The sequence below is a fragment of the Steroidobacter cummioxidans genome (assembly GCF_003104955.1).
Map to the genome: position 1 here is coordinate 1 of NZ_LSRW01000007.1, position 24,116 is coordinate 24,116.

The window sequence follows — 24,116 nt, forward strand, 5'->3', positions numbered from 1 at the left end:
GCAGCGTCAGATGTGTATAAGAGACAGCCCGGGGTCATCGTCATCCTGCCGCTCGTGCAGCGAATGGTGAAGATGGATCTGCGCACCGTCGTGCTGGATGTGCCCACGCAGGATGTCAATTTTTTCGCGCGACAAACGTTTTCGGTAAGGGTGAGCGCGGTCGTTTACTTTCGCATCGTGGATCCGGCCCGAGCCGTGATCCAGGTGGCGAATCGTGTCGAGGCGACCAGCCAGCTGGCGCAGACCACGCTACGTTCGGTGCTCGGTCAGCACGAACTGGATGAAATACTCAGTCAGCGTGAGAAGCTCAATCTGGATATCCAGCAAATCTTGGATCACGCCACCGATGCGTGGGGCATCAAGGTGGCGACCGTGGAGATCAAGCACGTGGACCTCAATGAGAACATGATCCGCGCCATTGCCAGACAGGCCGAGGCGGAACGAACCCGGCGCGCAAAGATCATTCATGCCGAAGGCGAGAAGCAGGCGGCGGCGATGCTGGTAGAGGCCGCGCAGGCGCTCGGCACCGAGCCACGCGCGATGCAGTTGAGGTATCTGCAGACGTTGAGCGATATCTCCAGCGAACGAACCTCGACCGTGGTGTTTCCATTGCCGATCGACTTGATCAAGCCGCTGCTGGAGCGCCAATCGTGACAGGAGCGGGCGCGCCAGTGCACACTCGCTGTGTCGCATTTCGCTAGAGGTTGATCATGAGCGCCGGCAATGTCTGCATCGTCACGGGTTCGGCGACCGGCATCGGCGCTGCCTGCGCCGTGGAACTGGCGAAGCGTGGCTGGCGCACTGTCATCAATTACACGAAGAGCGAAGCCGAGGCGCAGGCGACGGCGCGCGAGTGTGAGAAGCACGGTGTCGAAGCGCTGCTAGTGCGCGCCAACGTTGCTGAAGATGCCGATTGCCGACGCATGGCCGACGCGGCGTTGGAGAAGTGGGGCCGGATCGATGGCCTCATCAACAACGCCGGCACCACCAAGGTGGTGTTCAATCACGCCAACCTGGAAGCGCTGTCGGCGGAAGATTTTCAGAAGGTCTATGCGGTGAATGTGATCGGCGCGTTCCAGATGGTGCGCGCTGTCGAGCCGGCGATGCGCAAGCAAGGTCGCGGCTCCATCGTGAATGTTTCTTCCCGCGCCGGCATCGATAGCACCGGCAGTTCAATTGCCTATGCCGCCTCGAAGGGCGCTTTGAACACCATGACGATGGGCCTGGCGCGCGCGCTCGGCCCGCAGATTCGGGTGAACGCGGTGTGCCCCGGCTTCGTCGAGACGCGCTGGCTGCAGGAAGCGATCGGCGCCAAATACGAACAAGCCCGCGCGCGTTGGTCGAGCAGCTCGGCCCTGCAACGAGCCAGCACCCCCGAGGACATCGCCGACGTCGCCGTCTGGCTGCTCACCGGCGGCCCCACTGTCACCGGCGAGCTCATCCTCGTCGACGGTGGCAACCGCCTCGGCCCTCCGCCTCAAGCTCGTTGAGCCGTCGCCGGCGCACTCCCGCTCAGATCTGCGAACTGCAGTGCTGCCAGGCGCGCGTAGAGCTCGTTGCTTTCGAGCAGCTGCGCGTGAGTGCCGATGTCGACGATGCGGCCGTGGTCGAGTACGACGATGCGGTCGGCTTTGAGAATCGTCGCGAGACGGTGAGCAATGACCAGCGTCGTGCGATGTTCCATCAGGCGTTCCAAGGCCTCTTGAACGTAGCGCTCGCTCTCGGCATCGAGGGAGCTGGTGGCTTCGTCCAATAACAGAATTGGCGGATCCTTCAACAATGCGCGAGCGATGGCGATGCGTTGGCGTTGACCCCCGGAGAGGCGCGTGCCTTTTTCGCCGAGGAAAGTGTCGTAGCCCTCAGGCAACTCGCGGATGAAGTCATCGGCACCGGCGGCCCGGGCGGCGGCTTCGATGTCGGCGTCGGTGGCGTTGGGACGGCCGTAGCGAATGTTCTCTCGCGCGGTCGCGCCGAACAGCACGGTTTCCTGCGGCACCAACCCGATGTGCGAGCGAACGTCTTCCGGCTTCGCTTGCGAGATATCGACGCCATCGATCGTGATCCGGCCGGACGCAGGATCATAGAAACGCAGCAGCAATTGAAACGTCGTGCTCTTGCCCGCGCCTGACGGGCCGACGAACGCGACGGTCTCGCCCCGCTCGATCGCCAGCGACAGATCGTCGAGTGCCGCCGATTCCGGCCGCGACGGATAGCGGAACGAGACGTGCTCGAAGGTGATGCGTCCGACCGGCGGTGTGGGGAACTGCTGCGGCTTGAGCGGAGCGACGATGTTCGGTGTCGCGACTTTCAGCTCGACCAGGCGTTCCATCGCGCCCGCGGCCCGCTGCACTTCACCCCACATCTCGCTCAGCGTCGCCGCCGCGATCGCGACGTACACGGCATAGATCAGGAACTGACTCAGCTCGCCACCGGTCATTTCCTGGTCGAGCACGCGGTGCGCGCCCTGCCACAGCACGAACGTGATCGCGCCGAAGACCATCATCGTGCCGATCGCCGACATGGCAGAGCGAACCTTGGTTCGTTGCAGGGCCACGCGGAACGACTCTTCAACGGCGCTGGCATAGCGCTTGGTGTGCAGGTCCTCCAGCGTGAACGCTTGCACCGTTTGAATGGCATTCAGCGTCTCACCGGCAAGCCCGCTCGTATCGGCAATCTTGTCCTGCGACTCGCGCGACAATTTACGGAGCTTTCGGCCGACCGCGATGATCGGCACGATCACCAGCGGAATGAGCACGACGATCATGCCGGCCAGCGACGGGCTGGTGGCGATCATCAACGCCAGCGCGCCGACCAGCTGCACGGCCGAGCGCAAGGTCATGGAAAGATTCACACCGGCGATGCCTTGCACCAGTGTCGTGTCGGTCGTGAGTCGGGACAGCACTTCGCCGGTCCGAGTGACTTCGAAGAACGTCGGATCCATGCGCACCACGCGCGCATAAACATCCTCACGCAGGTCGGCGACGACTCGCTCGCCCAGCCACGTCACGAAATACAAACGCAGGGCGGCGAAAATGCCGAACACGGCAGCCGCGGCCAAAAACGCCACGAAGTAAGTGTTGATGGTGGCCGCATCCTGCGCCGCCATGCCGCGATCGATGAGATCGCGGAATGCGATCGGGATCACGAGCATCGCGGCGGCTGCGACCAGCAGCGCGATCATCGCGAGGGTCAGGATGCCTTTGTACTTGCTGATGTACGGCCACAGCTCGCGCAGTGGTTTCAGCGAGCGGCTCTTGGGTCTTTCTGGGTTGGCAGACATGGTGTGCGCGCAATATCCCTATTCGTCGGTCTAGCGATAGACCGGTAATTCCACGTCCGTGAACAACGCTTCCACATCGGTCGGCGTGGCCGCATTGCCGGCGCGATCCACGAGCCGACGGGTCAGATGGGGGGCGAGCAGCTGCAGAAAGTCGTACATGTAGCCGCGGAGCAGGGCGCCTTGATGGAAGCCCACCCAGGTGGAATGCGCCGGGAACAAATGCGACGCATCGATGGACACCAGATCCGAATCCTCACGCGGATCCATGGCCATGCTGGCCACGATGCCGACGCCCATGCCGAGTCGCACGTACGTCTTGATCACGTCGGCATCGCGCGCAGTCAGCGCCACATGGGGCGTGATCCCATGGCGCGCGAAGATCTGCTGCAACGAAGAGGGGCCCGAGAATCCGAACACGTAAGTGACGATCGGATACTTGCCCAGCGTCTCGATGGTCACCTTGCCTTCGTGGGCGAGCGGATGGCCCTGCGGCACGACGATGCGCCGATGCCAGCGATAGCAGGGCAGCAGCACCAAATTGGTGAACAGCTCCTGCGAGCCGGTGTTGATGGCGAAGTCGATGCGGTCGCGCACCGCCATGTCGGCGATCTGCTCGGACGTGCCCTGGTGTAGGTGCAGCTCCACGTCGGGATAGCGCTCACGGAACCGGCGGATGACCTGCGGCAGTACATAACGGGCCTGGGTATGGGTCGTGCCGATGGCCAGCGAGCCGCGCCCGTCGCCCTTCTGCTCGTCCGCCAGGCGCTTGATGCTCTGGACTTCCTTGAGGATTTTCTGGGCCCGGTCGATGACCCGCTTACCCGCCGGGGTGACGCGCGTCAGGGTGCGCCCCTGGCGCAGAAAGATGGGAAATCCCAGCTCGTCCTCCAGCTGCTTCAGCTGCTTGCTGACGCCCGGCTGCGAGGTATGCAGGCGCTCGGCCGCCGCGGTGATGTTGAGGTCGTTCTCGACAATGGCGGCAAGGTACCGTAATTGTTGTAGTTTCATGAACTTAACTATAACGATCGAAGCGCGGCGAAGTCATAACGGGCCCGCATCATGACAGAACAAACCAGTCTTTCACTGGTTATAAGTGGGTTAGCTACAGTGCACCCCAGAGAATAAGGATCGCTGACCCATGACCGATGCACTGTCGCCTCGCCTGCAAGCCCTCGTCGAGGGTACTCGCGCCCTGCTGGAGCAGGCGGTTCGCGAGCACCAGGACGTGGTCTATTCCAACAGCCTGGGGCTGGAGGCCATGGTGCTGACCGACATCATCAGCACCTACACGCCGGAAATCGAGATGTTCACCCTCGACACCGGCCGCTTGCACGACGAGACCCTGTCGCTGCTGGATCGTCTGGAGCGCCGCTATCAGCGCCGCATTCAGGTGTTCTACCCGCAGGCCGAAGCCATCCAGCAGTACGTGCGCGACAATGGTATCAACGGTTTCTACCTGGGTACCGACGAGCGGCAGTCCTGCTGCGGTATCCGCAAGATCGAGCCTTTCAAGCGCGCCATCGCCGGCCGCAAAGCCTGGGTTACGGGCGTGCGTCGCGAACAGTCCGCCGAGCGCGCACTGGGCGAGCCCAAGTCCTGGGATGACCGCTACGGCCTGTGGAAAATCAGCCCGATGCTGGACTGGACCGAGGCCGACGTATCGGCGTATATCAAGGCTCGCAACCTGCCTTACAACGCCCTGCACGACAAGGGCTATCCCAGCATCGGCTGCGCGCCGTGCACTCGGGCAGTGGAGCCCGGTGCCGACCCGCGCTCGGGCCGCTGGTGGTGGGAGAATCCCGAGTCCCGCGAGTGCGGCCTGCAGCCGCGCCGCCGGGTCATTCCGCTCAAGGTCGAGCCGCGCCGCGCGGCCGGCCAGTAAGCGCGCGACGCCAGCGCGTCGCAGGACGACGCCCACTATGGACTACTTCCCGATCTTTCTACGACTCGCGAACGAACCCGTGCTGGTCGTGGGCGGCGGGGAAGTAGCCGCGCGCAAGATCGATCTGCTCCTGCGTACGCAGGCGAAGGTCACTGTCGTCGCTCCTGAACTGATCGAGTCGCTGGCGCAGAAGGCCGCAGCGGGTGCGATCGCCTACGTGCCCGGCGAGTTCCAGCCCGAGTTGCTGGACGGCATGCGCCTCGCCATCGCGGCAACCGACAAGCAATCCGTCAACGCGTGGGTCGCGCATCAATGCGAGCGTCGGAACATTCCCGTGAATGTCGTCGACGATCGCGAGCTGTCGCGGTTCATCATGCCGGCCATCGTCGATCGCTCGCCTGTCGTCATCGCCGTGGGTAGCAGCGGCGATGCGCCGGTGCTGACCCGCCGTCTGCGCGAGAAGCTCGAATCGTACCTGCCGCAGCGACTCGGCGATCTCGCCAAGCTCGCCGGCAAGCTGCGTCCGACGGTGAAGGCAAAGCTCGAGCACGCCAGCACGCGGCGGCGCTTCTGGGAAAATTTCTTCGACGGCTCGATTGCCGCCGATGTGTTGTCCGGTCGCGAGGACGCGGCGGGACAGGGCGTGCTCGATCGCATCGGCACGTCGCTCGCACGCTTTGCGAAGCAATCCAAGTTTGCGGGTGAAGTGGCGTTGGTTGGCGCAGGCCCCGGCGATCCGGGATTGCTGACCTTGCGCGCGCTGCGAGCGCTGCAGAACGCGGATGTGGTCGTTTACGACCGGCTCGTGTCCGCTGACGTGCTCGATCTCGCGCGTCGCGATGCCGAGCGCATCTACGTCGGCAAGGCGGCGGGCAATCATCACGTGTCGCAGGAAGATACCAACGCGTTGCTGGTGAAGCTCGCCAAAGCAGGCAAGCGCGTGTGCCGTTTGAAGGGCGGCGATCCTTTCATCTTCGGCCGCGGTGGCGAAGAGTTGGAAGCGCTGGCTGCCGAAGGCATTCGATTCGAAGTCGTGCCGGGCGTGACCGCCGCGGCGGGTTGTGCCGCTTACGCGGGCATCCCGCTCACACATCGCGATCACGCACAGGCGCTGACGTTTGTTACCGGACATTGCAAAGGTGAGTCCGATAACGTCGATTGGGCCGCGCTGGCGCGTCCCGGTCATACGACGGTGTTCTACATGGGACTGAGCCAGATCGAGAACATCGTCGCCCGATTGCGCGAGCATGGCGTGCCCGAAACACGCGCCGCCGCGCTCATCGAACACGGAACCCGTCCGTCGCAACGCGTGGTGACCGCCACGATTGCAGATCTGGTTCAGAAAGCCGCCGAAGCTCGCGTGGAATCGCCGGCATTGCTGATCGTGGGCGAGGTGACTCGTCTGCACGAGGCTTTGCACTGGTTCAACACGCGCTCCGTCGAAGTCGCACTCACTGATGAAGGAAGGCTGTCCGCATGAGCAGCTCAAATGAAATTATTCGTCGCGCCCCGATTCGTCAGGGATTTGCCGATGCTATCGGCAACACGCCGCTGATCCGCCTCAATCGCCTCAGTGAGCTCACCGGCTGCGAAATCCTCGGCAAGGCCGAGTTCATGAACCCGGGCGGCTCGGTGAAGGATCGCGCCGCGAAAGCCATCATCGAAGCGGCTGAACGCAACGGTACGTTGAAGCCGGGCGGCACGCTGGTCGAAGGCACTGCCGGCAACACCGGCATTGGCTTTGCGCATGTCTGCAATGCGCGCGGCTATCGTTGCATCATCGTGATGCCGGACAACCAGTCCAACGAAAAGTATCAGATGATCGAAACGCTCGGCGCCGAAGTGCTGCGCGTGAAGACGGTGCCGTACAGCGACCCGAATCATTACCAGAAGATCGCCGGCCGACTTGCTGGCGAGATTCCTGGCGCGGTGTGGGGCAATCAGTTCGATAACACCGCGAACCGCGACGCGCACGAGCAGACGACCGGTCCGGAAATCTGGGCTCAGACGGATGGCAAGATCGACGCGTTCGTCGCAGCCACGGGCACGGGCGGCACGCTCGGCGGCATCTCGCGCTACCTGAAGAAACAAAATCCGCAGGTGCGGATTACTTTGGCCGACCCGCAGGGCAGCTCGTTGTATCACTGGCTGCGCAATGGCGAGCTGAAGGCCACCGGTCCGGGCTCGATTACCGAAGGCATCGGCATCGGTCGCGTCACCGCGAACCTCGAAGGCTCGCCGATCGACGATGCTCTGCATGTTACTGACATCGAGTGCGTGCGCACTGTGTACCAGTTGCTGCGCGATGAAGGCTTGTTCCTCGGCAGCACCAGCGGCGTGAACGTCGCCGCGGCCGTGCAGATCGCTAAGCAACTCGGCCCCGGTCACACCATCGTCACCATTCTCTGCGACAACGGCGCGAAGTATCAGTCGCGTCTGTTCAATAAGAAGTGGCTGGCGGAGAAGGGGCTGCTCGATGCGGCAGGCTTGTCGCAGAATGGTCAGCCGACACTGCTGGATGTGGCGAAAAATGTCGCCAACGTCGGAGCGTTTCCGCAGCGACTGAGCGCCTGACCACTAAGTAGTTCGTGAGCTTGGCGGCCGCAGGTTCTTCGAGCCTGCGGCCGTTTGCGTTTCAGGCCACGATCGCTCGCGGCGTATAGTGCCCGCAGCGAGCGCTGAGGGTGGTCTGTATGTCGACGACGATCGCCGTCCTCGGGGGCGTGGGTCTGTTTCTGCTGGGCATGAGCGTGATGACGAGTGGCCTCAAGGCGCTGGCCGGCTCGGGGCTGCGCACGACGCTGCAGAAATTCGCGGCGACGCCGTTGTCGGGGGCATTCTGGGGTGCCCTCGTTACCTTGATCGTGCAGTCGTCGAGCGCCACGACGATGACGACCATCGGTTTGGTGAGCGCGGGATTGCTCACTTTCGCGCAGGGCCTCGCATTGGTTTTTGGTGCGAACGTCGGCACGACGGGCACTGCCTGGCTGATCGCGCTCATCGGCGTGCGTGTCTCGCTCACCGCCGCCGCGCTACCGCTCATATTCATCGGCGCTTTGATAAAGGTGCTGGGTCGAGGTCGTCTGTCGGCTAGCGGGGCCGCGCTGGCGGGATTTGCGCTGGTGCTGTTTGGATTGACGACGCTGCAGCAGGGCATGGGCGGGCTGGCCGAGCAGCTCCATCCCTCCGATCTTCCCGCAGTGTTTGGCTCGGGTGCGAGTTGGTGGTCGAGCCTGGTTGGCGTGCTGATCCTGGTCGCACTCGGCCTGGCAATGACGGCAGTGATGCAATCGTCGACCGCGGCGGTCGCAGTGACACTGTCGGCGCACTTCGCGGGAGCTGTGGGATTGGACCAGGCCTGCGCACTCATCATCGGACAGAACATCGGCACGGCGACCAGCTCGGCGCTGGCGGCGATAGGGGCGAGCAGCACTGCCAAGCGACTTGCGCTCGCTTACATCCTGTTCAAGGTGATTGCAGCGTTGATTGCGCTGGTCTTGTTTCCTGTCACGATTCCATTGTTGGTGCGCGCCTCGACACGCGTGGACGGTGTGACATTGCTCGCTGCCTATCACACTGCGTACAACGTCGTCGGCGTTGCCGTGCTATTGCCGCTGATCGACAGGTTCACGCGCTTCGTGGAGCGGATATTGCCCGAGCGTCGGTCGCCACTGACGCGCTCTCTGGATTCGGCTGCGCTGGAGACACCGCTGGCAGCGGAAGAAGCAGTGCGACGAACCGTAGCGCGCTCTCTCGGAACGATCTGCGAATCGGTCGACGCGGCGTTGACGACTGGGCGCGCTGTTTCAGTCGGACTGGCTGGCGATGCGTTGCGCGAGGCGCGGGAATTCATCTCGGAAGCAAGCGGTCCGCCCGATTCGGAACAAGAGCAGGAACGACTCGTCAGCACATTGCATGCGCTCGATGACGCCTCTCGGTTGGCCGAGATTGCGGGCGAGAAAGGCGGCCTGGGCTCGGCATCGGGCGAGTCGGAGGACGTGCGCGCCAGGGAGCTCTGTGCGGAAGCAATGAGAAACGCGACGCTGATCGCCGATGAAGTAGGCAAGTCGCGCGACGACAGGAAAGCAACCGCGAACGTCACATCAATCGCGCAGGCGACGGTTCAGCTCGAAGATTGTGCGAAGGCGCTTCGTGACTTGCTGCCGGCTCATCGCAGAGCGGTGCTCAGCGCCGTGGCTACCGGGGCAGGGAGTGCGGACGAGGCGATGACTCGCGTGGACATCGTTCGGCGCCTAGAAGCGCTGGCTCGTCACGCGTGGCTGTCCGCAATGAATCTCGTCGATGTAGAGCCTGCGTGAGACAACACCTGATCTAGCGCGTTTGTTCGTCCTTGACGCGAATCAGGTTGTGCACGTCCTTCACCCCGCGCACTTGCTCTGCGAGGTATGCAGATCGGCGTTTTGCATTTCTGGATCGTAGCGTTCCACTCAACGTCACTTCGCCGTCAGCGACGTTCACCTCGATGTCGGATGCGTCGATGTGCGCGTCATCGGTGAGTCGTTCGCAAACGTCTTCATGAATGCGTTGATCGTGGCGCTGATAGCCGCGTGGACCATGGCCGCGATGGCTGATCCTAGGTCGCGGATAATTCAGACCTTCATCGCTCGCGCCCTCATAGCGCCGGCCGCTCGGTGTGACTCCTCCATAGTTGCCATACGCGAAGCCGCCCTCGGTGGCATGACGCCGGCCGGGCCGATATTGACCGCCGGTGAAATCGACATCGAACTCATCGTAGTCGATCAGCGCCAATTGACGCGGCAAGCCGCCTTCGTGCTCGTACTCATACTCGGCTGCGAAGCGTCGATGCTCGTCGCGCTCGTTGTCGCGATAGCGCCGCAGGTTCTCGCGATCGCCATACAGGTCATCGCCGGCTAGCGGGTGGTCGCGCCACTGAGGAGATGGGGTCATTGGGTTACTCCTTCCTTTGCTTTTGCTTGCGCCGATTCATATCTACCGCGGTACCGCGTGCCGTGGGCTGCTCCACCGCGCCTGGGGAGTCCGGGCCAGGGGGTGCCTTCTCAAACTGCGTTTTGTGCATCACCTTGGCTTCCATCTTTTCAGTCGTGCCCGGCATGAGGTTCGCCATGGCGACCTTCAACACGCCGTCGCCGCCGACGATGCGTTCGTCCTCCGGATCGCTGGCGACATCGACGATCGCTTCGATGACATTCTGTGGATCGTGCAGCGGCTTCGGTGGCGCAATCTCATGTCCGGTGTAATTGGCAGCATGGTCGAAGAACGGCGTGTCATGTGCAGTCGGCAGGATGGTGCAGATATGCACGCCAGCCACCTTGTTTTGTTTGACTTCCTGACGCAGCGAATCGCTCAGGCCGACAACACCATGTTTGGCCGCCGCGTAAGAGGTGTAGTAGGGAACGCTGGTCTTGCCGAGCTCCGAGGCGATGTTGATCAGCGTGCCGTTGCCTTGCTGCAGGAACTGGCGATAAGCGAAATACGAGCCATAGAGCGTGCCGAGCAGGTCGGTCTTGATCGTCTGCTCGTGCACATCGATGGGGATGTCCTCGAAGCGGCCCAGCGCACCGACGCCGGCATTGTTGAGCCATACATCGATGCGGCCGCATCGGGAAATTGCCGTCTTCGCCAGCTGTTCCATATCCTGTTCATTGCTGACATCGACGGACACCGGAATTGCCGTGCCGCCCGCGGCCTCGCATTCACGGGCAACTGTATCCAGCGCTTCGCCGCGCCTGGCGGCCAGGACGACCTGCGCGCCTTGGTTGGCGAACTCCACTGCGGCACCTCGGCCGAAACCGCTGGATGCGCCAGTAATCACTACGACTTTGCCGTTCAACTCTGAGTGCCTTGCCATGATTGCCCCCGGATTTGCTCGGCAACGGCTGGCTCGCTGAGAGTGTTCCTGCCCGTGCATGGAACCGAGCCGGGAGCTACCCGGTTGCTTGGCTATCCATTCATGGAGCGACAACCATGACCAGATCCCCGGGCCATCGGCAACATCCCGACCACAAAGTGGCGGAGCGGCACCTGAGCGAACGGATCAAGGTATCCGCGGCCGGCGAGACGCTCGCGGATTCAGCCGATGTCATCAAGGTCGAAGAGGATGGCAGTCCGGTGCGTTATTACTTTCCGCGCACCGATGTCGATATGAAGCGGCTGCACTCGTCGTCCACCACGTCGCAGTGTCCATTCAAAGGTGTTGCGCGTTATTTCAGCATCGAAACTGACGGTAAAGAGCTGAAGGACGCCGTGTGGTCGTACGAGGATCCGTACGAAGAGCACCTGGCGCTGAAAGGGCGCGTCGCTTTCTACGACGATCGGCTGCCGCAGATCAGCATTTCACCGCGTCCCTAGCGCGCTTACTGTGCTGCTGATGCGTCAGCGGAACGTGCGTGGCCCGGGAAGTGGGTAAACAGTTGAGTTACAGCGCTCGAGATCGCCTCGCGCGGATCCTCCATGTCCTGCTCGTGTAAACGCCCTTCGGCGACGCCTTCCCAGATCAATTGACGTTTCTGTGCATCGACCACGTCGATGTTGGCGGTGCCGAACGGGTACGTCACAGTCTCGATGTCCTGCGCATACAGCGGCCAGGCGTCGTACAGGCCATAGCGATAACCGTAGTATCCGAATGCCGGAGCGACTGTCGGAGTGGCGCGCACCTCACTTCGCTCGTGCACGTTCGCATAGAAATTCACGAGCAGATTCGGGTTCTCTTCGACATACCGGTAACCCCGCAGCTCCATCTGCTCCTTCACCGCGGTTTTGAAATAGTCCGTCACGATGGTCGAGTAACCGCCGCGGTCGGTACCAGTCTGCTCCGGAAAGCCGAAGGTGCTATACGCCGACAGGTCCGCGCCGGGCGCCATGTTGACGTGAATGTCCGCGGTTCGTTGGGTGGCGCAGCTGGCGCACAGTATCGTAAACAGAACGCAGGCAGTCGCCGCTCGACGTGCACGCATGGTGGATCACTCTCCTGGCTCGGCAACGTTCGTGATGCGAATAGGTTCCTACGCAGGAGAAAGCCGCTCCGGTTGTAGGTGGCACGGTATGCCGGGAACAAGAGCTTGGGGCCGTCGTTGGTTGTTCATCACCACGCCCGAATCACCTCGCGGGGGAATGAGCATGAACGCGGTTGCCGATCGCATTACGCCCAGCATCACTACGATGATCAAGCTGGATCATTCGCATGTGCTCGCGGTCTTTCATCGCTATCGCCCGGAAACGCCGCCGACCAGGAAGCGGGCCCTGGTCACCAATGCCTGCCTGTTGATCGAGATTCACGCGCAACTGGAAGAGGAGATTTTCTATCCGGCGCTGCGTGAGGTGATGAGCGATGCTGAGGAGATCGATGAGAGCGAGGCCGAGCATGCCCGAATGCGCCAGATCATCGGCGAGCTGCGCGGGATGGCGGGCCGCGAGGGCCCGACGGATGAGGCGGCCTATGATGAAAAGTTCTTCGAGCTCATGCGTCTTGTGATGCATCACGTCGCGGATGAGGAGACGCAGTTGCTGCCAGCGGCGGAGAGACTATTGCGCGATCAGCTCGGTCGGCTCGGCATGGAGATGACGAAGCGGCGGGTGGAATTGATGAAACCGCACGCGGCCGAGCTCGCGGAAACGACAGTGCGTACGTTTCCCGCAGGAGCCGCTGCCGGCGCCGCATTGCTCACCGCCGGTGCTGTCGCTGTCGGCGCAATGCTTCTCGCCAGAAGCAAAAGGACTGCAGAAGACCGCATGGGCCGATGGCGACACTGAGCGCGGCGCTCACGCCAGGGTGAGACCTGCGATCGCAACGTCAGGGCGCATTGGCATGGCGCTCGACGATCCGCATTTCCAAGCTGCGCCGTGGACTTTGCATGGTGATGCGATCGTTGCAGTAAAGCGGGTTGATAGAGACGTCGCAAAACGGCTCGTGCCGCCGGATGCAGACGTCGTTGCCGTATGGCCAGGCCGCACGCTTGCGATCCTGTATCTCGCAAACTATCGAAAAAGCCCGGTCGGCGAGTATCGCGAGCTCATCGTCGCGCCCGCGTTGGTCTCGCGCAAGGGTCGCGTGGGCTTCTGGATTTCTCACATCTACGTCGATAGCGCAGCTTCTCTGGCCGCAGGGCGTACGATCTGGGCGCTGCCGAAGCAGATGACAGCCATCGACTGGGGCGCCGATCGATTGAGCAGCAGCAGTCCGCAGCTGCAGTTGCAGTCGGTAGTTGCACCATCACGCGGATCGCTACCATTGCCGTTCATCGGCGCGGCGATGAGCAAGTACGGCTTGGCGCAAAGCTGGTTCGCTGTGCGAGGGAACGCGCGCGTCGGTTTTGCGCGCGCGAGCATGGAGCTGTCCGAACAGATTGGCTTGAGTGAACTTGGATTCAGCGGGACGATGGGGGTTTGGGTGTGCAGTCAAATGAAGGTCACTATCGGCCGGCCGCGAAAATAACTGACTACATCTTCTCGCCCGGCAGCGCAGCCGCTTGTTTGATCCAGCTCGCTAGTTGGGCTTCGTCCAGCTCGTCGTCTTCACGGATGTCGAAGTAGCGCACGGCCGGATATTTGCTGAGTCCGGACGGAGGCGGCTTGAGGGATGAGCCGCGGAAGAAGGTCAGCTTCACGTACTTGGTGAAGCAGTGGAAGCTGAGAAACCACAGGTCGTGCTCCACGCCGTAGAACGGTGAATTCCATTTCACGGCCTTGTGCACCTTGGGCACGTGTTTCGTGACCAGCTTGTCGATGCGTTTGCCGAGCTCGCTTTTCCAACCCGGCATGGCGGCGATATAAGCCTGGATCGGCTCATCGCCATAACCCTTCGCGATCTGCGGATTGCCGCCCGAGAGCAGGACGACCTTGTCGCTCGCCTTGGGTGGGGATTTGGCTTTAGCTTTGGTGGTCTTGGTCTTCGCCTTGGGCGCCTTGGTCGTCACGAGGCCTGCCTCGACCTGGCAACATACGGCTGCACGAACATGTACAGGCCGGTAAACAGCAGCGGGATGAGCGGCACCAGCGCCAGGAAACCGATCCAGGTCGCGTCCGATTTCTGAAACATCGCGACGATGTTCGCGATGACGGCGAGAGTGAAGGCAACGGACAGCCAGCGATGGGTCTGTCGAATCCATTTGCTCAAGAGAAATCTCCTTTAACGTTGCTTCGCCGGCGAGCTATTGCGGGCCACCGCGGCTTTGATGAGTGCCTTGAAGGCGCGGGCGTCGACCTGCTCGCCCTCTTTGATGTCGATCGCCCGGCGCAGGTTGCCTTCCAGGCTGGAATTGAACAGGTGCGACGGATCCGGAACGCTGGCGCCGCGCGCGAACGTGAGTTTCACGTGGCTCTTGTACGACTCACCGGTGCAGATGATGCCATTGCGCGACCACACCGGATTGCTCCACTTCCATTCCTCGATGATCTCCGGATCCGCTTCGAGAATCAGCTCGCGCATGCGAGCCAGCGTCTTGCCGCGCCAGCCATCGAGCTCGCGGATGCGCTCATCGATGAGCTTGGCAGCGGACTGCTCCGTTGCGCCCGTGCTCGCTTTCTTCGGGGCGGCCTGCTTGGCAGTCTTCGCTTTTGCTTTGGTAGTTTTCGCGGCGGGTGCCATATCAATTTTCCCGGGTCAAAAGCTGTTCGAGCTTGCTGAGGAACTGCGCCCAGCCGGCTTTGGCGCCGCCGTAAGCCTGCTTCTGTTCCTTGCGGAAACCCGCCTGTTCCATGCGCAGATGCGTTCCCTTGCCGGTCGGCGTGAGCGTCAGCGTCACCACGGTCCTGGTGTCGTAGGCCGGGTCGTCGTGCGGGAAATTCCAGGTGTACGACAGCGTCTTGTGCGGCTCGACGGCGAGCACTTCGCAATCCAGCACGCCACCCCAATCGCCCCGCAGCTGGAAATGATGACCGACCACCGGCTGGAAATCGTTCTTCATCAGCCATTCTTCGAGCAAGTGCTGCTGGGTGAGCGCGCGCCAGACCTTTTCCGGTGGGAACGGCAGTTCCCGCTCGACGACGGCGACCAGGGTTTCGGTGGCGGCGGTGCTCATTGATCCATCCTCTTCAACAAATCTTCCAGCCGGTTGAACCGGCCTTCCCAGAAACTGGCCATTTGCCGGGTCCAATCGATCAGCGGGCTCAGGGCACCGAGCTGCGCGCTGTAATGGGTCTGACGACCTTCCTGGCGATCGCGCACCAGTCCGGCGAGCTTCAGCACGCCCAGATGTTTCGAGACGGCCGGTTGCGAGATGCCGGCATACGCCGTCAAGGCGCCGACCGTCTGCTCGCCCTCGCGACACAATTGCTCGAAGATCTCGCGCCGGGTCGGGTCGGCGAGCGTTCTGAACAGCACATCGTGAGCATTCGACATGAGCGATTGATAACCCGTTGGCTATGGATCGATATATAACCAGCTGGCTATGCGTGAGTCAAGCCGCTGCGGCTTGACGGCTTGGGGCGGAGCTAGCAAATTCCCTTGCAGCTGCTTGGAAGTGCGAGGCCTCACCGATGAATTTCGCGTCGTACCACATTCGCCGACACCTTGGTTTCGCGGCTTTGGTGCTCGGGGGAATCGCGTTGAGCGGCTGTCAAACCACGCCGACGACGACGCCCACCCAGTCCTCGTTGCGGCTCATCGATGCACGACCGCTCACGGTCGCGGCCAACTGCGAAGCGAGCGGCAGTTATTTTGTTGAATTCACCGTGTTGAGCGACGGCAGCACGGGTGACATTCAGGCACCCAACGGTCCGGCCTGTGTGCAAGAGGCGTTGACCGCGTGGGTGAGCTCGTTCCGTTACGACGCACCGGGTCAAGAGATTCCTTCAGGCGTGGAATGGCTGATGGTCACGGCGCGCAAAGGCTCGTAACAAAAGCGCCGACGCGCTTCGCAACCTTCCTCGAATTCGCCGCGTCTCATCGCCAGGATGGCCCACACCGGGCCCATGGAGATACGGGCTCGCATGCGAAAGAAAATAATGTGGTCCCTGGCGGGGCTGCTGCTCCTGATCGGCGTGGCATGGTTTGCGATCGATCGCGAGCAGCCGGCCGACACTCGCTACACCGGCGCATATAAATTCGACGACGGCACGCTCATGGTCGTCGGGCCGCGCGACGCGACCAGTCTGCGATTCAAACTGTTGAACGGCGATACGGGCGCGCTCTGGCCCGCGGATAAGAATGGCAACTTCGAGGGCGGCGAGGGTTGGGCGGAGCGCGAGCCAGTAACCAATCGCGTGCAGTTTCAGCGCGATGGCGGCGGTAAGGTCACCGGACTGACCTGGCAGCGAGCTGGCGCGGTCAAATCACCCAGCGGTAATGCGACACGCGTGCCTTTGCGTGAGGAAATGGTTACGTTCGCGAGCGGCAAGCTCACGTTGCGCGGCAAGTTGATCCTGCCCGAAGGCCAGGGACCGTTTCCCGTCATGATCCCGGTGCATGGCTCCGAAGCTTACAGCGGTGTGGATCATTACTCCGATCCCTATATTTACGCCGCGAATGGAATCGCCGCATTCGTCTATGACAAGCGCGGCACCGGCGGTTCGGAAGGAACATACACCGCGAACTTCGATGTGCTCTCCGACGACACTGTCGCTGCTGTTCAGTACGTACGTCAGCGGCCGGAAATCGATGGCGACAAAGTCAATCTCGCCGGTTACAGCCAGGGCGGCTGGATCGCACCGCTCGCGGCGCTGAAAGACGGCCACATCCGTAGCATATTCGTCGGTTACGGCGTCGCCGTGCCGGTGCTCGGCGAGGACCGCTGGGGCTACGTGTATGCGTTCCGACAAAATGGTTTCGGCGACCAGGAGATCGCCGAGATGGATCGCATTGCGGCCATCATCGGCGACATCGTCGACCATGGCCACAATCGCTGGTCCGATTTCTCGCGGGCTCTGAAAGAGTCGCGCAGCAAGCCCTGGTTCGATACCGCCAAGCACAGCGACTCCATCTTCGGCATGATCGTCGGCACCGATATGCCGTTGTGGATCGTGCGTCCGTACATGTGGTGGAAGTACGGCCGCAACGATCCGCCGTTCATCGATCGCCTGTACGATCCCGTGACGACGCTGGCACAGCTGGATGTGCCGAGCTTGTGGATCTTCGGCGGCAAGGATTCGAGCGCGCCGACGCAGTGGAGCGTCGACGAGCTGAGCAAACTGCAGGCTGACAACAAGCCTATCGAATATTTCATCTACCCCGACGCCGAGCACGGCATCACGCGCTTCAAGCAGCAGGAGAATGGCGAACGCGTCACGCTGGGCTATGAAGACGGCTACTACCGCCAGCAACTGGAGTGGTTCCGCAAGCAAAGCGGCTTGCTGTAATACGAATGCATTGTGATTGGGGTACGCTCGGGTGTCTTCACCCCGCAGCAATCGACGCCACCGCTAATGACTCGCCGACGTGCCCCCGACGCTCCGTTGTTCGAAGACCTGCTCGCGCAACGACTGACTCGCCGTCAGATATTGCAAGCTGGCGCTGCGCTCGCACCGATGGCTCTGGCCGGGTGCGGGCCGCTTGCATCCCTCGATGCAGGTGCGTCGAAGCGATCGCCGCTGGGCTTCACGCCGATTCAAGGAAGCAAAGCGGATGCCGTCGTGCTGCCGCCGGGCTATACGTACGATGTGCTGGTGCGCTGGGGCGAGAGTCTGTCCTCAGCCGTCCCCGATCTCGATGCCACCAAGCTCGACGCCGGCGTGCTGCTCGAGCCCAGCGCTGCCGAGCACCAGCGTGGCCAGTTCGGGCAGAACTGCGATGCCATCCATTTCTTTCCATTGAATGGCAGCAGCGATCACGGCGTGCTGTGCGTCAACAACGAGTACACCGACGACGGGGTGATGTTTCCCGGCCATCCTGGATTCCGCGGCCTGCGCGGTGGTGTGAGTCGCGCGTTCGTGGAGCGGAATCCGCAAGTCGTCGCGGTCACCAAAGCGGCGCAAGGGGTGTCGATCGTCGAGGTCAAGCGCGAGCAGGGTCGCTGGCGATTCATCAAGGACTCGCGCTACAACCGCCGCATCACGGCGGACACGCCAATCAACATCGGCGGCCCGGCGCGGGGTGCAGCGCTGATGCGGACGAACGATGATCCGGCGGGTGAGCGCGCGTTCGGCACGTTTGCGAACTGCGCGGGCGGCGAGACGCCGTGGGGCACCTATCTCACCGCCGAGGAAAACATCCAGGACTACTTCGCCAATCTGGATCGACTGACAGCACGCAACGATGTCGATCCGTTCATCGTCGAAGCGCATCGCCGCTTCCGCATGTGGAAAGCGCAGTCGCTGTACAACTGGGACATGGCTGACGCGCGCTTCGATCTGGCGGCCACGCCCACCGAGCCGTTCCGCTTCGGCTGGATCGTCGAGATCGACCCGCTCGATCCATTCGCCACGCCGATCAAGCGAACTGCCTTGGGACGCTTCGCGCATGAGGGCGCAAGTCCAGTGATTGCGCGCAACGGTCGCGTTGCCGTCTACATGGGCGATGACGACAAATTCGAGTACGTCTACAAGTTCATCTCGAACGATCGCTTCGACCCGAAGAATCGCGCAGCCAATCGCAACCTGCTCGATCGGGGCACGCTGCACGTCGCGCGCTTCGACGCGAGCGGCAAAGGACAGTGGTTGCCGCTGGTGTTCGATCCGAAGGGGCCGTTGAATGCCGCCGCTGGGTTTCGCGATCAGGCCGACGTGATGATCAAGGCGCGCATGGCTGCGTATCTGCTCGGCGCGACGCCCATGGATCGGCCGGAAGATGTCGAAGCAAACCCGACGACTGGCCGCATCTACATCGCGTGCACGCGCAACGAGAACCGCACCGTCGAGCCGGGCAGCATCACCTATGGTGGTCGCGAGATCGACACGACACCGAATGCCGCGAACCCGCGCGGTGCAAATAATTTCGGTCACATCATCGAGATCACCGAAGCGGGCGAAGATCACACTTCACTGGAGTTTTCCTGGGAAGTGTTCCTGCTCGCAGGCGATCCCGCGGGCGGGCGCTTGATTACCGACCTGAATCAAGTGAAAGCCGACAGCGCCTACTATGCAGGCTACGCCAAGGCCGACGACCTCAGCCCCATCGGGTCACCCGACAACGTCGGCTTCGATCGCGCCGGCAATCTGTGGATCGTGACCGACGGCGCGCAGCCCGACGCCAGCAACAACGGTTGCTGGGTCACACCGACGACCGGGCCGAATCGCGGCCGCTTGCAACAGTTCATGAGCGGCCCGGTAGGGTGCGAAGTGTGCGGCTGTCAGTTCGCGCCCGATGACGAAACGCTGTTCCTCAGCATTCAACATCCGGGCGAGGGCGGCACGACCGCCGAGCCGCGCAGTCACTGGCCCGATGGCGGCAAGTTGCAGCCGCGCTCCAGCGTGATCGCAATTCGCAAAGATGGCGGTGGCGTCGTCGGCAGTTGATCGGCGCCCTACAGCACCTTGCCGGGATTCATGATGCCGTTCGGGTCCAGCGCCTGCTTGATGGCACGCATGACCTCGAGCGCGACCGGTTGCTCATAGCGTGCGAGTTCCTCGCGCTTGAGTCTGCCGATGCCGTGCTCGGCACTGATACTGCCGCCGTAGCGTGCAATCAGATCGTGCACGGCCCGGTTGATGCTCGGGGCCAGTCGCAAGAACGATTCATCCTCCCCGCCGACGGGGCGGCTCACATTGAAATGCAGATTGCCGTCGCCCAGATGGCCGTAAGAAACAATCCGCCCCTGCGGCGAGATTGCATGTACCAGCTGTGACGCCTCGATAATGAACCGAGGCAGCTCGCTGGTGGTCACCGACACGTCGTGCTTGATGCTGGCGCCGATGTGACGTTGCGCCTCAGGAATGGTTTCTCGTAGCCGCCAGAACATCTCACGCTGCGATTCGCTGGCGGCGATCGCGGCGTCGGTGATCTCACCTTGCTCCATGGCCGACGCCAGTTCGGCCTCGATAGCTTCGCGCATAGATTCAGCCTGGCGGCCCATGCCGATCTCGAGCAGCACGTACCAGTCGTGGCGCCGATCCAGCGGATTGGAAGTGTTTGGGATGTACTCGAGCACCAGTTCCAGGGCGACGCGAGGAATCAGCTCAAACGTCGAGACGGCGTCGCCGGTGAACGTGCGTAGCCGGGAAAGTAGTGAGACGGCGTGCTGAGGGTTGGTGAGGCCGACGAAGGCCGTGACATTCGACGCCGGCCGAGAGAACAGTTTGCACGCCGCGGCGGTAATGACGCCGAGCGTGCCTTCCGCACCCATGAACAGATTGCGCAAGTCGTAGCCAGTGTTGTCTTTGCGCAGAGGATTGAGACCGTCGAGGACGCGCCCATCGGGCAGGACGACTTCGAGGCCGAGAATCAGATCGCGCATCATCCCGTAACGGAGCACGGCGGTACCGCCGGCATTCGTGGAGAGATTGCCGCCCAGCTGACACGAGCCTTCCGATCCCAGGCTCATGGGGAACAAGCGATCGACCGAGGCGGCTGCAGCTTGTACTTCGGCCAGCACGCAGCCGGCTTCGGCGATCATGGTGTAGTTCAACGGGTCGATGGAGCGGATACGACGCATGCGTCCCAGCGACAGCACGATCTGCGAACCGTCCTCACTCGGCGTCGCTCCCCCGCAATAGCTCGTGTTACCGCCGACCGGCACGACACCGACGCGAGCCTCGTTACACATCCGCAGGATGGCGGACACTTGATCGGTGCTGTCGGGGCGCAGGACCAGCGGCGTCGCGCCCCGATACAGCTTGCGATGATCGACGAGAAAAGGCTCGATGTCCGCCGCCTGATCGAGATAGCCCTGCGGACCGACGGCACGACGGAGATCGGCTAGCAGGGAGGTGCTGATGGTCATTGGGTTAGCTTAACCCAACGCTCTCTGTTGGCTGTCGCGGCGTTGGGCGTTTCCGGAAGAAGAGGGGCGGTGGTCTGCGGCGTTGGGAGTGTCCTAGCTTCTTCCGGCACCGGGCACGGCCGGAGCGCTTGCGCTCCTACACCGCACGTCCCTGGTGAGCCCTGCTGTTGCGGTCCCGTCCCTGTACCGCAAAGCTGCCGGAAGAAGCTAGGACACTCCCAACGCCGCCGAGGCGTCGGATGCGCATTGCGCGTAACTCTTCTCCTACCACCAACCCTCAACAATAGATTTGCGCTTGCGCGTTGTTGCGACGGCAGTTGCGGCCGCGCTAAAGCGCGGCCGCTGCTGTCGCTGCTACACCGATGGAGCTCAAATGAACATCCGACGTCGGCCGGGTCGGAGAAGAGTTAAGCGCGAAAGCTGCTGTGACCTTTCGGCGGCGTTGGGAGCGACCTACCTCGTCCCGGCAGCTTTGGGGCACAGGGATGGGGTCCCAACAGCAGGGCTCATCAGGGACGTGCGGTGTAGCGCCGCAATGCGGTGCGGCCGTGCCCGGTGCCGGGACGAGGTAGGTCGCTCCCAACGACGCGGACCACCGACGCCTCTTACAGCAACGCGAGCGATTCACTCCGCGCCATCTTCACCCGCCGCAAACTCGCGCAACTCATCCGCCGACAAAGCACGACTCTCAATCACTCGATTCCCTTCGAGCACACAGACAAAGCTACGTTCCGGCCCATCCCCAGGTTTGGCGACAAAGGGCTTAGCCGTGCCGCCAATCAAATGCTGACCCTCGGAGCGCTCATCCAAAGTGACATCAAAGCGGTAGCGAAGCTCGAACACCCGCGTATCGAGCAGATGTTTCTGGCAGAACAGCTGTGGACAGATCCGGGCCGCATCTTCGCCTTCGATCGGATCGCAGCCCTTCACGATCACCGCTTTCTTCGAACGTAATAGCTCCGGTTCGCCCAGATTGCCGAGCAGCCAGAACAGCCCGGAGAGAGCGATGCCGAAGACTCCAGCGAAGATGGCGAGACGTAGCGGCAGCATGTGCCGCGGACTTTACCCGCGCCAGCCCGGCTTCACCATCAGCATGTGCACGTCGCCGAGCTGTCGCTCGGCGAAGCCGCCTTCGCAGTAGCAAAGGTAGTAGTCCCACAGGCGGATGAATTCTTCCGGATAGCCGAGCGCCCGCACCTTGTGGATGTTGGCAAAGAAATTCTCACGCCACATGCGCAGGGTGGTCGCGTAGTGCGGGCCAATGTCTTCGAGGTGATAGACCTTCATGTCCGTCGCGCGGGTCACTGCATCGGTGATGGCCGTCACGCAGGGAATGAAGCTGCCGGGGAACACGAAGCGCTGGATGAAATCCACGCTCTTGAGCGCATCGTCGTAGATCTGGTCCTGGATGGTGATGGCCTGGATCAGCATGGCGCCGTTCGGCTTCAGCAGCGAGGCGCACTTGGCGATGTACGTATCCAGATACTGATGGCCGACCGCTTCGATCATCTCGATGGACACCAGCTTGTCGTACTGCCCGGTGAGATCGCGGTAATCATCCAGCCGCAGATCGATCCGATCGCTCAAGCCTTCGGCAGCCACGCGCTCCTTCGCCAGCGCGTACTGTTCCTTGGAGATCGTAGTCGTCGTGACGCGGCAGCCGTACTTCTTCGCTGCATAAATCGCGAGACCGCCCCAACCAGTGCCGATCTCGACCAGATGATCCGAGGGCTTCAGTTGCAGTTTGCGGCAGACAGCGTCGAACTTGGCGAGCGAGGCTTCCTTGAGCGTCGCTTCCGGCGCTTCGAAGATGCCGCACGAGTAGGCCATCGTGTCGTCGAGGAACAGCTGGAAGAAATCGTTGCCCAGGTCGTAGTGGGCAGCGATGTTCTTGCGGCTGCCGTCCTTGGAGTTGCGGTTCAGCCAATGGAAGATCCGGCGCAGTGGCGAGGTGAGGAATGCCAGGCCGCCTTCCATGTCCTGCATGATCTCGCGGTTCAAGACCATGATGCGCACGAGCGAGACCAAGTCATCGCTGCGCCAATGGCCGTGAATGTAAGCTTCGCCCGCGCCGGTCGTGCCGCCGAACGCAGCGTCGGCCCAGAACTGCGGATGCACGACTTCCACTGTCGCAGACAGCGAGCATTCCGATGTGTGCTTGCCGAAGCGATGCACCTGACCGCTTTCGACGACGGCGATCTCGCCGTGTTTCAGATGTTTCAGCTGGCCGAGCAGCGCATTGCGGCCGGTCCGTTGCAGCCAGGAGTCGTTGGCGACCAGGGCCGGCGTGTTGGGAAGGATCGACGGTCTTGCTGTTGTCATGGCGTCACGGTCCACTTCGGATGAGTGAAGAATGGCGTGCGTCGGAACCACAGGCGCAATGCCTGCCAGTAAATCGCACCGGAAACTTTGGCGGTCATGAGCGGATATCGATACAGCGCGCGCGCCAGCGCGGCGCTGGAGATTTCCTCTCGTTGCAGCGTGAGCGTGGCGTCGAACACGCGGCGGGTATGCCCGTCTTTGCGCTGCAGGTTGTCCATGTGAATGCGCAGTTGCTCGCCCGGCACGCTCAGGCGCCAGTCGTAGCTCATGTCCATGGGCCAGAACGGGGAGACGTGGAATTCCTTGCCGAACTCGAAGCGCATGACGCTGCTGTCGTGGCGCGTCGCCGACGCGACCGGCAGAACGTACGCGTGACGTTCTTTCCAGGGCGTGTTGGTGATTTCGGCGAGAATGGTTTGAACGCTCGTGCCGCTGCTGTCGAAGCAGTAATAGAACGACACGGGGTTGAAGATGTAACCGAAGTAGCGCAGATGCGTGAGCATGCGGATCGGGCCGTCGGGGCGGCGGCCGGTCTGCGCGGTGACGGTGCGGCGGACGGCTTCGTCGAGGCTCAGCTCGTCATGATGATCGTCGCCGTCGTTGAGCGTCTGGTGATAGTCGGAGCGCTTGAAGCGCGCCAGCGCAGGGCCGCGAGCAGACCAGCACGAGTATCGATCGAACAGGTGCGGCAGCTCGGCGAGGTCCAGATACATCATGAACAGTTCATAGCGGAACTGATGGCCGGCGGGCTCGTGCCGACGGTGTCGGACGCAGCCGTTGTAGATACAGCTTTCCATGTCGAGAAGTGACTACTGACTGA

The 24,116-nt window shown here is 62.3% G+C and carries 26 protein-coding genes; 12 read left to right on the forward strand and 14 right to left on the reverse strand.

Translation table 11 applies throughout. From position 1 onward, the window contains the following. The coding region (locus D0550_RS05380) for a slipin family protein (protein ID WP_153067046.1) at positions 1 to 654 on the forward strand (654 nt) is incomplete at its 5' end. 56 nt (positions 655 to 710) lie between these two features. After that, positions 711 to 1,490, forward strand: coding sequence for an SDR family NAD(P)-dependent oxidoreductase (locus D0550_RS05385; RefSeq protein ID WP_174842471.1), 780 nt, complete (start codon positions 711 to 713; stop codon positions 1,488 to 1,490). On the opposite strand, the gene D0550_RS05390 is transcribed toward D0550_RS05385, so the two are convergent. Together D0550_RS05390 and cysB are read right to left on the reverse strand one after the other, a co-directional pair. Further along, positions 1,478 to 3,280, reverse strand: a complete 1,803-nt coding sequence (locus D0550_RS05390; protein WP_116808094.1) for an ABC transporter transmembrane domain-containing protein — start codon at positions 3,278 to 3,280, stop codon at positions 1,478 to 1,480. The two genes, D0550_RS05385 and D0550_RS05390, sit on opposite strands and share 13 nt — an antisense overlap. Before the next feature lie 30 nt (positions 3,281 to 3,310). Next, entirely contained in the window at positions 3,311 to 4,288 is a 978-nt protein-coding gene (gene cysB / locus D0550_RS05395) for an HTH-type transcriptional regulator CysB (RefSeq protein ID WP_116808095.1), read from the reverse strand. A gap of 130 nt (positions 4,289 to 4,418) precedes the next feature. On the opposite strand from cysB, the gene D0550_RS05400 reads away from it, so the two are divergent. From D0550_RS05400 to D0550_RS05415, 4 genes are all read left to right on the forward strand, one after another. Continuing rightward, positions 4,419 to 5,162: a phosphoadenylyl-sulfate reductase gene (locus tag D0550_RS05400; protein ID WP_116808096.1), complete on the forward strand. Its 744-nt coding sequence runs from the start codon at positions 4,419 to 4,421 to the stop codon at positions 5,160 to 5,162. Between the two features lie 37 nt (positions 5,163 to 5,199). Next, positions 5,200 to 6,642 (forward strand): siroheme synthase CysG, encoded by a 1,443-nt coding sequence (gene cysG / locus D0550_RS05405; protein WP_116808097.1) that lies wholly within the window; start codon positions 5,200 to 5,202, stop codon positions 6,640 to 6,642. Then, positions 6,639 to 7,736, forward strand: coding sequence for a cysteine synthase A (locus tag D0550_RS05410; RefSeq protein ID WP_116808098.1), 1,098 nt, complete (start codon positions 6,639 to 6,641; stop codon positions 7,734 to 7,736). The genes cysG and D0550_RS05410 overlap by 4 nt, the downstream gene beginning before the upstream one ends. Positions 7,737 to 7,855: 119 nt before the next feature. Next, on the forward strand, positions 7,856 to 9,481 hold the full coding sequence (locus D0550_RS05415; RefSeq protein ID WP_116808099.1) for a Na/Pi cotransporter family protein: 1,626 nt from the start codon (positions 7,856 to 7,858) through the stop codon (positions 9,479 to 9,481). A 13-nt stretch (positions 9,482 to 9,494) separates the two neighbouring features. Here D0550_RS05415 and D0550_RS05420 read toward each other — a convergent pair whose 3' ends face one another. Both D0550_RS05420 and D0550_RS05425 read right to left on the reverse strand, forming a co-directional pair. Beyond that, positions 9,495 to 10,091, reverse strand: a complete 597-nt coding sequence (locus D0550_RS05420) for a BON domain-containing protein (protein ID WP_116808100.1) — start codon at positions 10,089 to 10,091, stop codon at positions 9,495 to 9,497. Positions 10,092 to 10,095: 4 nt separating this feature from the next. Then, entirely contained in the window at positions 10,096 to 11,013 is a 918-nt protein-coding gene (locus D0550_RS05425) for an SDR family oxidoreductase (RefSeq protein WP_116808101.1), read from the reverse strand. 116 nt (positions 11,014 to 11,129) lie between these two features. Between D0550_RS05425 and D0550_RS05430 the strand changes: the two genes are divergently transcribed. Then, on the forward strand, positions 11,130 to 11,513 hold the full coding sequence (locus tag D0550_RS05430) for a DUF427 domain-containing protein (RefSeq protein WP_116808102.1): 384 nt from the start codon (positions 11,130 to 11,132) through the stop codon (positions 11,511 to 11,513). A gap of 5 nt (positions 11,514 to 11,518) precedes the next feature. Here the strand turns inward: D0550_RS05430 and D0550_RS05435 are convergent, their stop codons facing one another. Beyond that, positions 11,519 to 12,118 carry a DUF4136 domain-containing protein gene (locus tag D0550_RS05435; RefSeq protein ID WP_116808103.1) on the reverse strand — a complete coding sequence of 200 codons (600 nt, stop codon included), beginning with the start codon at positions 12,116 to 12,118 and terminating at the stop codon, positions 11,519 to 11,521. 163 nt (positions 12,119 to 12,281) lie between these two features. On the opposite strand from D0550_RS05435, the gene D0550_RS05440 reads away from it, so the two are divergent. Together D0550_RS05440 and D0550_RS05445 are read left to right on the forward strand one after the other, a co-directional pair. Then, entirely contained in the window at positions 12,282 to 12,914 is a 633-nt protein-coding gene (locus D0550_RS05440; protein ID WP_116808126.1) for a hemerythrin domain-containing protein, read from the forward strand. 55 nt (positions 12,915 to 12,969) lie between these two features. Continuing rightward, positions 12,970 to 13,596: an acetoacetate decarboxylase family protein gene (locus D0550_RS05445; protein WP_116808104.1), complete on the forward strand. Its 627-nt coding sequence runs from the start codon at positions 12,970 to 12,972 to the stop codon at positions 13,594 to 13,596. Positions 13,597 to 13,600: 4 nt separating this feature from the next. Here the strand turns inward: D0550_RS05445 and D0550_RS05450 are convergent, their stop codons facing one another. From D0550_RS05450 to D0550_RS05465, 5 genes are read right to left on the reverse strand one after another with little or no spacing between them, the layout of a single operon-like run. Beyond that, positions 13,601 to 14,077, reverse strand: coding sequence for a DUF1801 domain-containing protein (locus D0550_RS05450; RefSeq protein WP_206606102.1), 477 nt, complete (start codon positions 14,075 to 14,077; stop codon positions 13,601 to 13,603). Continuing rightward, a complete protein-coding gene (locus tag D0550_RS35420) occupies positions 14,074 to 14,277 on the reverse strand; it encodes a hypothetical protein (protein WP_206606103.1) in 204 nt (67 codons plus the stop codon). Before D0550_RS35420 ends, D0550_RS05450 begins: the two co-directional genes overlap by 4 nt. Before the next feature lie 12 nt (positions 14,278 to 14,289). Next, on the reverse strand, positions 14,290 to 14,748 hold the full coding sequence (locus tag D0550_RS05455) for a DUF1801 domain-containing protein (RefSeq protein WP_116808106.1): 459 nt from the start codon (positions 14,746 to 14,748) through the stop codon (positions 14,290 to 14,292). Between the two features lies 1 nt (position 14,749). Further along, positions 14,750 to 15,181 carry an SRPBCC family protein gene (locus D0550_RS05460; RefSeq protein WP_116808107.1) on the reverse strand — a complete coding sequence of 144 codons (432 nt, stop codon included), beginning with the start codon at positions 15,179 to 15,181 and terminating at the stop codon, positions 14,750 to 14,752. After that, positions 15,178 to 15,501 (reverse strand): ArsR/SmtB family transcription factor, encoded by a 324-nt coding sequence (locus tag D0550_RS05465; RefSeq protein ID WP_116808108.1) that lies wholly within the window; start codon positions 15,499 to 15,501, stop codon positions 15,178 to 15,180. The genes D0550_RS05460 and D0550_RS05465 overlap by 4 nt, the downstream gene beginning before the upstream one ends. Before the next feature lie 206 nt (positions 15,502 to 15,707). Here D0550_RS05465 and D0550_RS05470 point away from each other — a divergent pair, with 206 nt between their 5' ends. The 3 genes from D0550_RS05470 (at position 15,708) to D0550_RS05480 (ending at position 19,550) form a co-directional block, all read left to right on the forward strand. Beyond that, complete coding sequence (locus tag D0550_RS05470) at positions 15,708 to 15,998, forward strand: hypothetical protein (RefSeq protein WP_153067047.1); 291 nt, start codon at positions 15,708 to 15,710, stop codon at positions 15,996 to 15,998. 93 nt (positions 15,999 to 16,091) lie between these two features. Next, on the forward strand, positions 16,092 to 17,456 hold the full coding sequence (locus tag D0550_RS05475; protein ID WP_161965646.1) for an alpha/beta hydrolase family protein: 1,365 nt from the start codon (positions 16,092 to 16,094) through the stop codon (positions 17,454 to 17,456). Between the two features lie 66 nt (positions 17,457 to 17,522). Further along, positions 17,523 to 19,550, forward strand: a complete 2,028-nt coding sequence (locus D0550_RS05480) for a PhoX family protein (RefSeq protein ID WP_116808111.1) — start codon at positions 17,523 to 17,525, stop codon at positions 19,548 to 19,550. A gap of 8 nt (positions 19,551 to 19,558) precedes the next feature. On the opposite strand, the gene D0550_RS05485 is transcribed toward D0550_RS05480, so the two are convergent. The 4 genes from D0550_RS05485 to D0550_RS05500 form a co-directional block, all read right to left on the reverse strand. Further along, positions 19,559 to 20,974: an FAD-binding oxidoreductase gene (locus D0550_RS05485; protein ID WP_116808112.1), complete on the reverse strand. Its 1,416-nt coding sequence runs from the start codon at positions 20,972 to 20,974 to the stop codon at positions 19,559 to 19,561. Between the two features lie 624 nt (positions 20,975 to 21,598). Next, on the reverse strand, positions 21,599 to 22,024 hold the full coding sequence (locus D0550_RS05490) for a hypothetical protein (RefSeq protein ID WP_116808113.1): 426 nt from the start codon (positions 22,022 to 22,024) through the stop codon (positions 21,599 to 21,601). A gap of 12 nt (positions 22,025 to 22,036) precedes the next feature. Continuing rightward, positions 22,037 to 23,296, reverse strand: coding sequence for an SAM-dependent methyltransferase (locus D0550_RS05495; protein WP_116808114.1), 1,260 nt, complete (start codon positions 23,294 to 23,296; stop codon positions 22,037 to 22,039). Next, positions 23,293 to 24,093, reverse strand: coding sequence for a DUF1365 domain-containing protein (locus tag D0550_RS05500; RefSeq protein ID WP_116808115.1), 801 nt, complete (start codon positions 24,091 to 24,093; stop codon positions 23,293 to 23,295). The genes D0550_RS05495 and D0550_RS05500 overlap by 4 nt, the downstream gene beginning before the upstream one ends. Positions 24,094 to 24,116 lie beyond the last annotated feature (23 nt).

Coding starts and splice junctions, on each gene's coding strand:
- D0550_RS05385 (WP_174842471.1), top strand. CDS start 711: ATGAGCGCCGGCAATGTCTGCATCGTCACGGGTTCGGCGACCGGCATC.
- D0550_RS05445 (WP_116808104.1), top strand. CDS start 12,970: ATGGCGCTCGACGATCCGCATTTCCAAGCTGCGCCGTGGACTTTGCAT.
- D0550_RS05440 (WP_116808126.1), top strand. CDS start 12,282: ATGAACGCGGTTGCCGATCGCATTACGCCCAGCATCACTACGATGATC.
- D0550_RS05485 (WP_116808112.1), bottom strand. CDS start 20,974: ATGACCATCAGCACCTCCCTGCTAGCCGATCTCCGTCGTGCCGTCGGT.
- cysG (WP_116808097.1), top strand. CDS start 5,200: ATGGACTACTTCCCGATCTTTCTACGACTCGCGAACGAACCCGTGCTG.
- D0550_RS05400 (WP_116808096.1), top strand. CDS start 4,419: ATGACCGATGCACTGTCGCCTCGCCTGCAAGCCCTCGTCGAGGGTACT.
- D0550_RS05460 (WP_116808107.1), bottom strand. CDS start 15,181: ATGAGCACCGCCGCCACCGAAACCCTGGTCGCCGTCGTCGAGCGGGAA.
- D0550_RS05420 (WP_116808100.1), bottom strand. CDS start 10,091: ATGACCCCATCTCCTCAGTGGCGCGACCACCCGCTAGCCGGCGATGAC.
- D0550_RS05480 (WP_116808111.1), top strand. CDS start 17,523: ATGACTCGCCGACGTGCCCCCGACGCTCCGTTGTTCGAAGACCTGCTC.
- D0550_RS05465 (WP_116808108.1), bottom strand. CDS start 15,501: ATGTCGAATGCTCACGATGTGCTGTTCAGAACGCTCGCCGACCCGACC.
- D0550_RS05430 (WP_116808102.1), top strand. CDS start 11,130: ATGACCAGATCCCCGGGCCATCGGCAACATCCCGACCACAAAGTGGCG.
- D0550_RS05475 (WP_161965646.1), top strand. CDS start 16,092: ATGCGAAAGAAAATAATGTGGTCCCTGGCGGGGCTGCTGCTCCTGATC.
- D0550_RS05425 (WP_116808101.1), bottom strand. CDS start 11,013: ATGGCAAGGCACTCAGAGTTGAACGGCAAAGTCGTAGTGATTACTGGC.
- D0550_RS05455 (WP_116808106.1), bottom strand. CDS start 14,748: ATGGCACCCGCCGCGAAAACTACCAAAGCAAAAGCGAAGACTGCCAAG.
- D0550_RS05415 (WP_116808099.1), top strand. CDS start 7,856: ATGTCGACGACGATCGCCGTCCTCGGGGGCGTGGGTCTGTTTCTGCTG.
- D0550_RS05490 (WP_116808113.1), bottom strand. CDS start 22,024: ATGCTGCCGCTACGTCTCGCCATCTTCGCTGGAGTCTTCGGCATCGCT.
- cysB (WP_116808095.1), bottom strand. CDS start 4,288: ATGAAACTACAACAATTACGGTACCTTGCCGCCATTGTCGAGAACGAC.
- D0550_RS05500 (WP_116808115.1), bottom strand. CDS start 24,093: ATGGAAAGCTGTATCTACAACGGCTGCGTCCGACACCGTCGGCACGAG.
- D0550_RS05435 (WP_116808103.1), bottom strand. CDS start 12,118: ATGCGTGCACGTCGAGCGGCGACTGCCTGCGTTCTGTTTACGATACTG.
- D0550_RS05495 (WP_116808114.1), bottom strand. CDS start 23,296: ATGACAACAGCAAGACCGTCGATCCTTCCCAACACGCCGGCCCTGGTC.
- D0550_RS05390 (WP_116808094.1), bottom strand. CDS start 3,280: ATGTCTGCCAACCCAGAAAGACCCAAGAGCCGCTCGCTGAAACCACTG.
- D0550_RS05410 (WP_116808098.1), top strand. CDS start 6,639: ATGAGCAGCTCAAATGAAATTATTCGTCGCGCCCCGATTCGTCAGGGA.